Origin of the sequence: Citrobacter sp. Cpo015 (genome assembly GCF_030333035.1) — a bacterium.
Taxonomy (GTDB): Bacteria; Pseudomonadota; Gammaproteobacteria; order Enterobacterales; family Enterobacteriaceae; genus Citrobacter; species Citrobacter portucalensis.
Window position 1 is genome coordinate 37,574 of the sequence record NZ_JAOWGS010000035.1, and the last position, 12,582, is coordinate 50,155.

The 12,582-nt window shown below is 54.4% G+C and carries 15 protein-coding genes; 5 read left to right on the top strand and 10 right to left on the bottom strand.

Annotation, left to right across the window (positions count from 1 at the left end; translation table 11 throughout):
• Positions 1-20 precede the first annotated feature (20 nt).
• A complete protein-coding gene (fdhD, locus tag OGY67_RS14200; RefSeq protein ID WP_267446485.1) occupies positions 21-857 on the top strand; it encodes a formate dehydrogenase accessory sulfurtransferase FdhD in 837 nt (278 codons plus the stop codon).
• Here the strand turns inward: fdhD and OGY67_RS14205 are convergent.
• Positions 824-1,330 carry a YgjV family protein gene (locus OGY67_RS14205; protein ID WP_032945569.1) on the bottom strand — a complete coding sequence of 169 codons (507 nt, stop codon included), beginning with the start codon at positions 1,328-1,330 and terminating at the stop codon, positions 824-826. The genes fdhD and OGY67_RS14205 overlap by 34 nt on opposite strands.
• Before the next feature lie 58 nt (positions 1,331-1,388).
• Entirely contained in the window at positions 1,389-1,910 is a 522-nt protein-coding gene (locus tag OGY67_RS14210; RefSeq protein WP_032945571.1) for a Crp/Fnr family transcriptional regulator, read from the bottom strand.
• A 129-nt stretch (positions 1,911-2,039) separates the two neighbouring features.
• On the opposite strand from OGY67_RS14210, the gene OGY67_RS14215 reads away from it, so the two are divergent.
• Complete coding sequence (locus OGY67_RS14215) at positions 2,040-2,252, top strand: YdgH/BhsA/McbA family protein (protein WP_003825262.1); 213 nt, start codon at positions 2,040-2,042, stop codon at positions 2,250-2,252.
• Between the two features lie 42 nt (positions 2,253-2,294).
• Here the strand turns inward: OGY67_RS14215 and OGY67_RS14220 are convergent, their stop codons facing one another.
• Both OGY67_RS14220 and OGY67_RS14225 read right to left on the bottom strand, forming a co-directional pair.
• Entirely contained in the window at positions 2,295-2,618 is a 324-nt protein-coding gene (locus tag OGY67_RS14220) for an AzlD domain-containing protein (protein ID WP_003825260.1), read from the bottom strand.
• Positions 2,618-3,277 carry an AzlC family ABC transporter permease gene (locus tag OGY67_RS14225; RefSeq protein WP_286574074.1) on the bottom strand — a complete coding sequence of 220 codons (660 nt, stop codon included), beginning with the start codon at positions 3,275-3,277 and terminating at the stop codon, positions 2,618-2,620. The genes OGY67_RS14220 and OGY67_RS14225 overlap by 1 nt, the downstream gene beginning before the upstream one ends.
• Positions 3,278-3,378: 101 nt before the next feature.
• On the opposite strand from OGY67_RS14225, the gene OGY67_RS14230 reads away from it, so the two are divergent.
• A complete protein-coding gene (locus OGY67_RS14230; RefSeq protein ID WP_286574075.1) occupies positions 3,379-3,927 on the top strand; it encodes a helix-turn-helix domain-containing protein in 549 nt (182 codons plus the stop codon).
• 83 nt (positions 3,928-4,010) lie between these two features.
• On the opposite strand, the gene rhaM is transcribed toward OGY67_RS14230, so the two are convergent.
• The 5 genes from rhaM to rhaB form a co-directional block, all read right to left on the bottom strand.
• Positions 4,011-4,325, bottom strand: coding sequence for an L-rhamnose mutarotase (gene rhaM / locus OGY67_RS14235; RefSeq protein WP_048237090.1), 315 nt, complete (start codon positions 4,323-4,325; stop codon positions 4,011-4,013).
• Positions 4,322-5,470: a lactaldehyde reductase gene (gene fucO, locus OGY67_RS14240; protein WP_286574111.1), complete on the bottom strand. Its 1,149-nt coding sequence runs from the start codon at positions 5,468-5,470 to the stop codon at positions 4,322-4,324. Before fucO ends, rhaM begins: the two co-directional genes overlap by 4 nt.
• A gap of 73 nt (positions 5,471-5,543) precedes the next feature.
• Positions 5,544-6,371 carry a rhamnulose-1-phosphate aldolase gene (rhaD, locus tag OGY67_RS14245; RefSeq protein ID WP_286574076.1) on the bottom strand — a complete coding sequence of 276 codons (828 nt, stop codon included), beginning with the start codon at positions 6,369-6,371 and terminating at the stop codon, positions 5,544-5,546.
• 143 nt (positions 6,372-6,514) lie between these two features.
• Positions 6,515-7,774 (bottom strand): L-rhamnose isomerase, encoded by a 1,260-nt coding sequence (gene rhaA, locus OGY67_RS14250; protein ID WP_286574077.1) that lies wholly within the window; start codon positions 7,772-7,774, stop codon positions 6,515-6,517.
• On the bottom strand, positions 7,771-9,240 hold the full coding sequence (rhaB, locus tag OGY67_RS14255; RefSeq protein ID WP_060683050.1) for a rhamnulokinase: 1,470 nt from the start codon (positions 9,238-9,240) through the stop codon (positions 7,771-7,773). The genes rhaA and rhaB overlap by 4 nt, the downstream gene beginning before the upstream one ends.
• Positions 9,241-9,543: 303 nt before the next feature.
• On the opposite strand from rhaB, the gene rhaS reads away from it, so the two are divergent.
• Both rhaS and rhaR read left to right on the top strand, forming a co-directional pair.
• Positions 9,544-10,392, top strand: a complete 849-nt coding sequence (rhaS, locus tag OGY67_RS14260; protein WP_153687756.1) for an HTH-type transcriptional activator RhaS — start codon at positions 9,544-9,546, stop codon at positions 10,390-10,392.
• A 147-nt stretch (positions 10,393-10,539) separates the two neighbouring features.
• The gene (rhaR, locus tag OGY67_RS14265) at positions 10,540-11,388 is read left to right on the top strand and encodes an HTH-type transcriptional activator RhaR (protein WP_008787014.1); all 849 of its coding nucleotides are present in this window, start codon (positions 10,540-10,542) and stop codon (positions 11,386-11,388) included.
• Here rhaR and rhaT read toward each other — a convergent pair.
• Positions 11,385-12,419: an L-rhamnose/proton symporter RhaT gene (rhaT, locus tag OGY67_RS14270; protein WP_003825242.1), complete on the bottom strand. Its 1,035-nt coding sequence runs from the start codon at positions 12,417-12,419 to the stop codon at positions 11,385-11,387. The genes rhaR and rhaT overlap by 4 nt on opposite strands.
• Between the last annotated feature and the right edge of the window lie 163 nt (positions 12,420-12,582).

A 12,582-nucleotide genomic window follows, 5' to 3' on the forward strand; every position in this document is an offset into this window, starting at 1 on the left:
TCCAATATGGTTAAAAGAAAGTGAATAAGATTATTCAAGAAAACATCAAGAATGTGACATCTTCGACAGGATCTCGCCAGTTGACCCTCTGGAAACGCGAGGATTTGCAACATCCTCAGCCTGATGAGGTAGCTGAAGAAGTGCCTGTTGCGCTGGTATACAACGGGATTTCGCACGTGGTGATGATGGCATCACCGAAAGATCTTGAGCACTTCGCGGTGGGTTTTTCACTTTCTGAAGGCATTATTGAGTCCCCGCAGGATATCTACGGAATGGACGTAGTGCCTTCCTGCAACGGATTGGAAGTGCAGGTTGAACTGTCCAGCCGTCGCTTTATGGGGCTGAAGGAGCGTCGTCGCGCGCTAGCCGGTCGCACCGGTTGCGGCGTTTGTGGCGTGGAGCAGCTCAATGACATTGGCAAGCCGGTCCAGCCGCTGCCGTTTACCCAGACATTCGATCTGGCGAATCTTGATAACGCTTTACGACACCTCAACGATTTTCAACCCGTGGGGCAACTGACAGGCTGCACGCACGCGGCTGCCTGGGTACAGCCGTCAGGTCATCTGGCGGGCGGGCATGAAGATGTTGGACGTCATGTTGCGTTGGATAAACTGCTGGGACGACGTGCAATCGAAGGGGAAACCTGGCAACATGGCGCAGTATTAGTCTCCAGCCGTGCCAGTTATGAGATGGTGCAGAAATCGGCGATGTGCGGTGTGGAGATCCTGTTTGCTGTTTCTGCGGCGACAACGCTCGCCGTGGAAGTTGCCGAACGTTGTAACCTGACGCTGGTGGGTTTTTGCAAACCGGGCAGGGCGACGATCTATACGCATCCGCAACGTCTGGTCGCGCTGTGACGCCACCAGGCGGCCAGAATACTGCCGGAAAATGCCAGTTCCATGATTACGGCAACTGGCGAGCCAACAATCACATTGTTCAGCAGCCAACACAGGCTGCCGCACAAGGTGTATCCCCGTAATTTTCCGCTGCGTTTTTGAAATGACGCAAAGGTCATCAGCAGGCTTCCCATCAGCGGCAAAATACTCGACAGATTTTGCCAAAGATAAATGCTACACAGCAGCGACCCCAGCATAAATCCCCACATCACCCAGCGGTGAAAGGTGACGATGGCTGTCGCGTAGCGGCATGCGGCAATGATCATTAACCCAGCCGCAGCGTGTTGATCCAAAAGATAGAAATGGATAGCTAACAGAGACGTAGAACTGGTGAGCAGCGTTAAAGTGATAGCCCGGCGTTGAAAATGAAAAGCGGAAATATCCAGTAAGAAGCTGATGCCAGCCAGCATCTGAGAAAGAAGAAATGCGTTCATTGTGGTCGCCATCTATTAAAGAGTGACGGGACAATAATCGACGCATCACCGTAAGGCGTTAACCTTTGTTAAGACGCTGGCGAATACGGGATAGGCTAACGGGGGTAATGCCGATATAGCTGGCAAGATCGCGCTGGGTGAGCTGTGACTCCCAGTCCGGGAAGTGTGTTTGTACGTACTGATAGCGTTGCTCTGGGGTATTGAGCAGCAGCATTTGCTCTTTTTTCTCTTTGTAGATCAATTGCTGGACCAGTAGCTGAGTCTTAATATCCTGATTTTCCGGCGCATCAAGCAAAGCCAAGGGTATTTCAGTGGTTTCTCCCGCGGCGATCATTTGTAGGCTGTAATCGGCAGGTGTGTTAGTTAGCCAGTTCAGGTACAGAAAGCAGTATTCCCCGGCAAAGTAGAACTCTTTAACCCTTTCAACGCCGTTGTCCGCGTGATAAACCGCACGAGCCACACCATGATGTAAAAGATGAATTTTACTTTGTGGTTCACCCTGACGAAGTAACCAATTACCCGCCAGTTGCGTTTTTCTACGGCTGCCAGCAAGCCATTGTGATTCCTGATTACGTAACATCTTATCTCTCAAATAATTTGAATAAGACTGGCAAATCCTTCCGCTTTCAGTTGTTCGGGTATCAGCCTATTATTTATCACATCAAGGCACGGTGCCTTACTCAAACAACTAAGTTAAAGGGTTTATATCATGAAAAGCATCAAAACTTTTGTCGCAGTTATCGCTCTGGCTACTTCTTTCGGTTCTTTCGCTGCTCAGACAGTGACCGCAACCGGTTCTACGCTGGAAAGCGCTGAAGCAAAAATCGCCGCTCAGGCTGAACGTGCAGGCGCCAGCGATTACAAAATCACTCAGGCATACACCGGTAACCGCGTGCACATGACCGCCGAACTGCTGAAATAAGATACCTTAGTACTGTCGAAAGAGCGCCCTTGAGGCGCTTTTTTAGTTTATACCCGCCATTCGCAGCAATGCGGTCACCACTGCGGCAGCGACGATCACCACGATTAGCGGCATCTTGCGCCATGCGAGAAATACCGCAAAAGCCACGCCCAGCACGCGCGCCATGCCAGCGAAGTGTTCGCCTTCGTAAAAGGTAGTCGCCAGCGCAACGGAGAACAGTAATACCGTTGCGGCGTCGGAAAGCAGCGCCTGCGAGCGTTCCGAGAACGCTAAACGGCTCCCAAGCTTCGCTCCTCCTAAACGCATTAAATATGTTCCCAGAGATAACATGGCGATACCGACGATAAACAGCGTCATGTTGCCCATTATTTTTTCCTCGTCAGTAAGCCAAACAGTGAGAGCAAAACAGGTAAACCGACCGGCGCAAAGGGGATGGCGGCAAGCGACAACCCGGCGCCGCTACAGGCGCGAATCAGCGTGGTGCGGTTTTTAAAGGCCGGGACCACTAAGGCTAATAAAATTGCAGGGAAGACAGCATCCAGACCGATGGTTTCCGGGGCGGGGAGCTGTTTGCCGACGCCCGCGCCGATCAGTGTGCCAACAGGCCAGAAAAGCGCGACGCCCAGACCGCACAGCCAGAAGGCGGCTTTACGTTGTTCGGGCGTTTTTTGCGACAGGCCAAAGACTACGCTTTCGTCGTTCATGATATGACAGCCGAGGAAACTCGCAGCCCGCGAGCCCACCAGATCGCGCACCGTGACGCCAAACGGCACGTGTCGTGCGTTGACCAGTAAGCCGGCAGCCGCAGCCGCCAGTGGGTTACCGCCACTGGCGACGATGCCGATAAACATAAACTCGGACGCACCCGCCAGTACCGTAATCGAAAGCACAAACGGCACCCACAGCGGGAAGCCGTAGGCCATCGCCAACGAGCCGTATGACATGCCGACTACGCCGACGGCCAGACAGACTAAAAATATTGCTTTTATCGTGTCGCCTTTGAGACTGGAAAAATAATGTTTCATACCGTTTTAGCCATATCGAACGAATTTCCATTATAATGAACGCGACCAGTTAATATTACAAGTCGAACGAATCGTTCGATATAGAGAACATGGAGTCGTGAATGACCCAGCCCATCAGTATGATCGCGAAAAGCCTTGTGCGTGAACGTCAGCGCACCGGTTTGTCATTGGCAGAGATTGCCCGTCGCGCAGGGATTGCAAAATCGACACTCTCGCAATTGGAAGCGGGCAATGGCAATCCTAGCCTGGAAACGCTCTGGTCGCTGTGTGTGGCGTTAGATATTCCCTTTGCTCGCTTGCTGGAGCCGCAGGAACAAAAAACGCAGGTGATTCGACGCGGCGAAGGAACAAAGGTGGTGGCCGAGCAGGCCCACTACCAGGCCATTTTACTGGCCGCCTGCCCGCCGGGGGCGCGGCGGGATATCTATCTGCTGCTGACACAGCCGGGCGCGGATCGTATTTCACAGCCGCATCCACCTGGATCGGTTGAACACATCATCGTGACGCAGGGTAAGGCGATGGTAGGATTGACGGAAGCGCCGGAGGAGTTATGTGAGGGGGACTATATTTGTTACCCCGCCGATCGGGCGCATATTTTTAAAGCGCTGGAGCCTGACACCCAGGCGATTCTGGTTTCTGAGCAAAATTGAATTGCCGGATGGCGCTATCGCTTATCCGACCTACAAAAAATAAAACCATATGCCCGGTAAGCTTGCGCCACCGGGCATATAACTTACTGTAAATAAAACACTTCTTTTAGCTCTGCGCTAACCGGGCTGTTGTCCGGGTTTGCTGGCATTACGTCACGCATATGCTTCCACCAACGTTGGCAAACGTCGGTGCTGGCAATGGCATTCCAGCGTTCTTCGGACTCAATCTCAACGGTGGCGAACAGCAGATTGCGCGCCTGATCGAGATAAATCGCGTAGTGATGGGCGCCGTGCTCTTTCAGCACCGCTTCCAGCTCTGGCCAGATGGGATTGTGCCGACGTTGATATTCAACGTGCGCGTCGGCATTCACCTGCATCACAAAGGCCTTGCGGATCATAACGCCTCCAGATACAGCCCGCGGACCTCGTCGCGGCTGGCGGTGCGCGGGTTGCACGGCGCACACGGATCGGCCAACGCTTTATCCAGCCAGCCTTCAATATCCTCTTTCGTCACGCCAAGGGAACTAAAGCCCGCAGGAATACCAACACGCTTGCTGAGTGCACGAATCGCGTTGATGGCCTCCATACTTGCCGCTTCATCGCTCATGTCACGGGTATCGACGCCCATTGCCTGCGCCACGCGGGCAAAGCGCGTCACGGCGTTCGGACGGTTAAAGTTTTCGATTACCGGCAGCAGGATGGCGTTGCAGACGCCGTGTGGCAGATTATGGGTTGCGCCCGGCTGGTGCGCCAGCGCATGCACCAGACCCAGACCAGCGCTGTTAAATGCCATCCCCGCCAGATACTGACCAAACGCCATTTGCTCACGAGCTTCGAGGTTATGACCGTCGTCGACCGCTTTTGGTAGCCACAGGTTGATCAGGCGAATCGCTTCCAGCGCGTTAGCGTCGGTGAGCGGATGCGCGCCAACGGAAACATAGGCTTCCACCGCGTGGGTCAGGGCGTCCATACCGGTTGCGGCGGTGACGGAGGCCGGGATTTCCAGCATGACGCTGGCATCATCCACAGCGATGTCCGGGATGATATTCGGGTCGATGATCACCTCTTTAACCTTACGGGCAGAGTCGATAATGACCGCGTTGCTGGTCATCTCTGCTGCCGTACCGGCGGTAGTGTTGATGGCGACCAGCGGGACGCCCGCATTTTTCACTTTGCCCACGCCGGAGTAAGCGGTAGAAGGGCCAGGGTTGGCTGTCAGGATTTTCACCGCTTTGGCGGTATCTATCGGGCTGCCGCCACCGAAGGCGATGATGTAGTCACATTCTGCGCCCTGATAGGCCGCAAACCCTTTCTGTACCAGCTCTTCTGTCGGGTTCGGGAATACTTCATCAAACAGGTGGTAAGACATTTGATGTTTATCCAGCGCGGCAAACAGGCTATCCAGCAGGCCCAGTTTTACCAGTTGACCATCGGTGACGATCAGCGCTTTGCCCCATTGTTTATTCGCCACGAGATTCACCATATCGGCAATCGCGCCGGCGCCATGCAGGCTAATTTTTGGCAGTGCCAACATAAAGCTCATCATTATTCTCCTTAATAATAAAATCCTGTAGGCCGGAAAGGCGAAGCCGCATCCGGCGTTGCGTTGGGAGGTATCAGTACAGCTCTATGGCGCTTGCCAGCGGCGTAACACCAAAGCGTTTGCCAAGTGCGACCAGCTCTTCACGTGAGATGGTCTGCTTCATACCGCCCATCGAAAAGATTTTGACCAGAACTTCGGCGGATTTCTCTGCGGTATCTATCAAACCGAACGCTTCGTCGAGGGTAGGTCCGCTTCCGAACACGCCGTGGAACGGCCAAAGTACCAGCGAGTGTTTCTGCATTTCCTCGGCGGTAGCCTGACCAATTTCATCTGTACCCGGCACCATCCACGGGAGAATGCCAACGCCATCCGGGAACACCACCAGGCACTCGGTGCTGCCTTCCCACAGCTTGCGGGTAATCAGCGCTGTGTTGTTTTCCAGTACGTAGGTCAGAGCGATCAGGTTGGTGGCATGGCAGTGCATGATCACGCGGTCTTTACCGTTCGTCGCTTTAATGCGTTCGCAGTGAGAGAGGAAGTGAGCCGGCAGTTCAGAGGTCGGCACGGCCTCGTGGGTCAGGCCCCAGAGGATGTGGTAGCCCGCACCGTCGCTGTCTATTTGTACCACGCCCAAGTTTGCCGCGGGATCGAGCTGGACGTTACGGAAAAACTTACCGGAACCGGTGACGATAAACGGTGTGTTTGCCAGCAGCGGCATCGGCTGACTTAGCGCAATATAGCGTGATTTTTCGTGGAAATCGGCGCTAAACGGCGCGATATCTGCTTCATCAAGACGCAACGTCAGGTTGCCGCCATTACGCTCGTCCCAGCCTTTCAGCCACGCATCAGAAGTGGCTTTGATCATCCCCTGGACGAACCAGGAAGTCGTAATTTTTTGCATGTTCGGTGTTCCTGTTTATTGCCCGAACGTTATCGGGTCTTACGTAGGCCGGATAAGCGAAGCGCCATCCGGCAATCGTGTTTCATTTTTTGCCGGATGGCGACGCGGGGCGTCTTATCCGGCCTACAAGCCTGGCGTCACGGTTAGCTACGTTTGCTCAAAATCTCTTTTTCATAAGCGCGCACGCTGTCCAGCCACTGGCTGCCCGCAGGCGTGTCGTGGCGCTGGCAATACATCTCCCAGACGGCCTGCCACGGCAGCGATTTTTGCTCTTCCAGCAGGGCCAGGCGTGCGGTGTAGTCGCCGCTGGCTTCGAGCTGACGCAGTTGCTCGGTGGGTTCTAACAGCGCGCGCAGCAGGGCTTTTTTCATATTGCGGGTGCCGATCACCCACGCGGCGATGCGGTTAATGGAGGCGTCGAAGAAGTCGAGGCCAATGTGTACGCGGTCGAACAGGTTGTGGCGAACGATCTCGCTGGCAATCGCCTGAGTTTCATCATCCAGCAGCACCACGTGATCGCTGTCCCAGCGCACCGGACGGCTGACGTGCAGCAGCAGGCGCGGCACATACAGCATGGCGGCGGAAATTTTGTCGGAGATCACTTCAGTCGGATGGAAGTGGCCCGCATCCAGACACAGTGCGGTCTGGCGGCTGGTGGCGTAACCCATGTAGAACTCGTTAGAGCCCACGGTGTAGCTTTCCGCACCGATGCCAAACAGCTTGCTTTCGACGGCATCGATATGGTGCGCCGGGTCGAGTTTCTCGCTGATCACTTCGTCCAGTGCGTCCAGCAGACGCTGGCGCGGCGCTAAACGGTCAACGGTGATGTCTTTCATGCCATCCGGGATCCAGATGTTCATCACCGATGGTGTACCCAACTGCTCGCCAAAATACGCCGAGACGCGACGGCTGGCTTTGCAGTGATCGATCCAGAACTGGCGAATGGTGTCGTCGGCGTGCGCCAGCGTGAAACCGTCGGCGCTCAGCGGGTGTGAGAAGCAGGATGGGTTGAAATCCAGCCCTAACTGGTTCGCTTTTGCCCACACCACCCAGTTTTTAAAGTGCTCAGGTTTGATTTGGTCGCGGGCAACCGGCGTATCAGACTCCAGATAGATCGCGTGCAAATTCAGACGTTTTGGACCAGGAATCAGGCTCAGCGCCTGCTCCAGATCGGCCCGCAGTTCGGTGGCGTTACGCGCTTTACCCGGATAGTTACCGGTAGCCTGAATACCGCCAGTGAGCGAGCCTTCCGGATTTTCGAAACCGGCGACATCATCGCCCTGCCAGCAGTGCATGGAGACCGGCAGACGATCGAGCTGGCGTAAGGCCGCCTCGACATCAATGCCTACCGCGGCGAAACGCAGTTTTGCCAGTTCCCAGGCTTGTTCAAGTTGAGTGGTCATGCGCAAAGCTCCTTTGTCTGTCGTAGTGATTGAAACTGCGCCTGGTAGCGGGCAATTTCACTTTCAGGATTGGGAATGAAGGTGGTCAATTCGTAGTTGGCGCGCACCACCTGACGGAAATCATCGACGTTGTTCAGCTCGTCCAGCGTCATCAGCTGGATGCCAATATTGCCGAGCGTGGAAGCCTCAATCGGCCCGGACATCACGCGAATACCGCAGGCATCCGCACATAGCTGGTTCAGTAAGGTGTTCTGGCAGCCGCCACCGACAATGTGCAGTTGGCTAAATGCTGCACCACGCAGTTGTGCCAGTTCTTGCAGGATGTCGGCGTACAGCAACGCCAGGCTGTCGAAGATACAGCGCGCCAGTTCGGCGTTTTGCAGGGGAACGGGTTGGCCTGATTCACGGCATGCTGCCTGAATTTCTGCACTCATATCGTCGGGGTTGATAAAGCGATCGTCGTTCGGGTTTATCAGGAACTGGCAGGCCGGCAGCGCTTGCGTTTGGCTGATAAGCGTTGGCAGGTCGGTAATCTGGCGCTCTTTTAATACGCGCTGGAGCAGCCACAGCCCCATAATATTTTTCAGGACACGGTAGCGTCCTTCCGCGCCGCCTTCATTGGTGATATTCGCCGCCAGCGCCGCATCGTTGGTATACGGTGTTCTGCTCTCAAAGCCCATCAGCGACCAGGTCCCGGAAGAGAGATAGGCGCTGTTTTTGTCGGCCAGCGGAGAAGCAATGACCGCGCTGGCCGTGTCGTGACTGGCGACGGCGACAACCGGAATTTGGTTTTTCTGTGGGCAAATCCAGTGGCCGATCACGTTCCCTGGATGCGTCGGGCGACCAAACCAGGCTTTGTCTGCCCCGGTCCACGCCAGCAGTGTGTCATCCCAGTCGTCGGTATTGATATTGACGAGCTGGGTGGTGGTGGCGTTGGTGTATTCCCAGTTCATTTTGCCGGTCAGGCGAAAGCTGAAGTAGTCGGGGATCAGCAGGGCATGGGCCACCTGCGGGAGCAGTTCTGGCTGCTGTTCAACCAGCGCACGCAGTTGATACAGGGTGTTAAAGGGCAGAAACTGAATGCCGCTACGGCGGTAAATTTCACCTTTACCCGGCTGCTCCATCGCCTGCGCCATAATGCCGGTCGTGCGGCTGTCACGGTAAGAGACCGGCAGACCGACACGTTGACCGACGTTATCGATCAGAACGTAATCCACGCCCCAGGTATCAATGCCGATGCTGTCTATCCGAATGCCTTCATCGCAGACTTTTTTCAGGCCAAGACGAATATCGTTTTCCAGGCTGTCGATGTCCCAGGTGTCAAAACCGTCTGTTTTTTGCAGGCAGTTCATGAAGCGGTGGATTTCACGTAGCGTCAGGGAGCGGTGTTCACTGTCGTAACGCGCCAGCATTACGCGCCCACTGGATGCGCCGAGATCGACTGCGACACAATGGCGAAAAGTCATAGTGAGGTCCTTCTGAGTTTTATTGCACTCAGTCTAAGAACCCCAGATAAAGCGTACCTTCTTGACAGTGACAGCCACAATTAGCGGCTGGCAACATGGCAAAGGTGAACGTGACGCTGTTCACAATTTCTATTAATAGGACCTGTTTTAGCGGATGTGACGCCTTCCGCAATTCGCGATCTTTCCCGCCATTTCTTGAAGAATTGACCGTGTTTACGCACTTTGGCGTCAAAAATTTAAGGTGAGGGTGATAACCCTTAATTACTATTCAGCCATGTTCATTTGATCGGGAAGGATGTCATCATGACGGTATTGCATTGCGTGGATTTTTTTCCGACAGGTAAAGCGCCAGTGGCTATTGAACCGCGGCTTCCTCAACCTGCGTTTCCAGAGCATCATCATGATTTTCATGAAATTGTGGTGGTCGAACATGGAACGGGGATCCATGTGTTCAACGGGCAGCCTTACACAATCAGCGGCGGTACGGTGTGTTTCGTTCGCGATCATGACCGGCATTTATATGAACATACTGACAATCTGTGCCTGACCAATGTGTTGTATCGCTCCCCGGATGCGTTTCAATTTCTGGCTGGGCTGAATCAGCTTTTACCTCAGGAACAGAACGGGCAGTATCCCTCCCACTGGCGGGTGAATCAGGGGGTGTTGCAGCAGATTCGACAACTGGTGGGGCAGATGGAAGCGCTCGGTGAGGGGATGGATACACCAACGGCGGCAAATCGCGAGATCCTGTTTATGCAACTGCTGGTGCTGCTGCGTAAAAGCAGCCTGATGGAAGCAGCGACCGATAACGACGCGCGGCTTAACCTCCTGCTGGCGTGGCTGGAAGATAACTTTGCCGACGAGGTGTGTTGGGAGGCGGTGGCCGAGAAGTTTTCCCTCTCTTTGCGCACTCTGCATCGCCAGCTCAAACAGCAAACCGGATTGACGCCGCAGCGCTACCTTAACCGCTTGCGGCTGATCAAGGCCCGGCATCTGCTTCGCCACAGTGATGACAGCGTGACAGACATCGCTTATCTCTGCGGATTCGGCGACAGTAACCACTTTTCGACGCTTTTTCGTCGTGAGTTCAAGTGGTCACCACGCGATATTCGTCAGGGGCGCGATCTCGTTGTGGCAAGCCGCCTCCAGTAACGCGAAAGCTATCAACGTTTTTTACCGCCGAATCTCAGATAATCATGTCCCTTAACGCCGGATGGTGGCTACGCCTTATCCGGCCTACGTGTCACGTAATCTGTAGGTCGGATAAGGCGTAGCCGCCATCCGACAGGGAATATTGTGATGGCGAATCATCTGGTCCTTCTGAAATCAGACTTCTTTGCGCATGAGCAGCAGGCTGTGGCCGTGGCTGACCGTTATCCGCAGGATGTCTTTGCTGAGCATACCCACGAGTTTTGCGAGCTGGTTATGGTCTGGCGCGGTAATGGTCTGCATGTCCTTAACGATCGCCCGTACCGGATAACCCGTGGCGATCTGTTTTACATTCGCGCCGAAGATAAACACTCCTACACCTCTGTGAACGACCTGGTGTTGCAAAATATCATCTACTGCCCGGAGCGGTTGACGCTGAATGTTGACTGGCAAGGGGCGATCCCCGGATTTAACGGTACGCCGAGGCAGCCGCATTGGCGACTCGGCAGCGTTGGCATGAGCCAGGTCCGACAGGTGATAAGCCAGCTTGAACATGAAAGTAATCAACGTGATGCACAGGCTTTTACCATGGCTGAGCTGCTGTTCGGGCAGTTGGTGACACACCTTAAGCGGCATCGTTATGCCACGGATACGCTCCCGGCGACCTCGAGTGAAACGCTGCTGGATAAACTGATCACCGCGTTAGCCGGTAGCCATGAGCATGCGTTTGAACTGGATACGTTTTGCGAGCGCGAACAATGCAGCGAGCGCGTTTTGCGCCAGCAGTTTCGCAGCCAGACCGGGATGACCATCAACCAGTATCTCCGCCAGGTGCGGGTTTGCCATGCGCAGTATCTGCTCAAACATAGTCGGTTGATGATTAGCGAGATTTCCATGCGCTGCGGCTTTGAGGACAGTAACTACTTTTCGGTGGTATTTACGCGGGAAACCGGGATGACGCCGAGCCAGTGGCGTCATCTCAGTACTCAGCATGCTTAGCTGGCCATTCCCAGACCGACAATGTTTGCCGCGACAATGATCACTACGCAGCCGAGGCTTAGCACGCTGACCGGACGACGACCCGCGTTTTTCCACTCTTTCAATACCAGACCGACAATCCCGCCGCACAGAACATAGAAGCTCATGTGCAGCATCCAGCTTACATAGTCATACTGCGCCGGAATACGTGCGTGGCCCCAGGCGTAGAAGAAGAATTGCAGATACCACATCAAGCCACCAAGCGCAGAGAGCAGCACGTTGGTGATAATCAGCGGTTTGGCTAACGAGAAGTCGGCTTTTATCGACAAGTTCTTCACTTTTGCCAGACGAATGAAGCAGAAGCCCAGGTTAACAAGCGCGCCACCGCCCATAATGACCACATAGCTAGGCAGGGCGACATACAGCGGATCGACGCCCAACGCGGCGGCGGCATCGTGCATCGGTTTCGCCGCGTTCATCGCAAAGGACATCCCGGCGGAGAAAATACCGCACATGACGGCCAGAACCAGACCTTTTTTCAGGTTGAAATCTTCCGCTTTGATGCCCATTTTGCGTTCTTTTAACTGACCGGCACGGGTAACAATGCCCACACCAATCAGCGCGACCAGTACGCCAAGCAGCGTCATGCGGCCGCCAGAGGTATTGATCAGTACATCAAAATTGCCGTTGATAATCGGGGTCATCAGCGTGCCGACAATCAGCGTAATACCTATCGCAATCCCGATACCCATCGACATACCGAGATAGCGCATGGTCAGGCCATAGTTGATATTGCCAATCCCCCACATTGCACCAAACAGAAATACCGGCGCCAGCGTGGAGAGGCTGAAGGAGCTGAAGTAGGCCCAGAAATCGGGAAGTAACATGGCGCTGATGGTCCACGGCAGGATTATCCAGGAGACGATCCCGCCAACCGACCACATCGTTTCCCATGACCAATGTTTGACTTGCTTGAACGGGGCATAGAAACAGGCGGCACTGGCTGCCCCTATCAAATGCCAAAAGATACCCATCGTAATCGCGTTACTCATGACTTAATCCTCGTTATTTTTTATCGTCGGTAATGACCCCTCCGACCTAACGAGTTTAAAAATTACGCAGGTGGTTAACCTTTTGACGATTGCCGCCCTTTTGCGCATGTTGGCAATTATCACGTTAAGTGGGTGATTCGGCTCACATCTTTAACAATGGGTT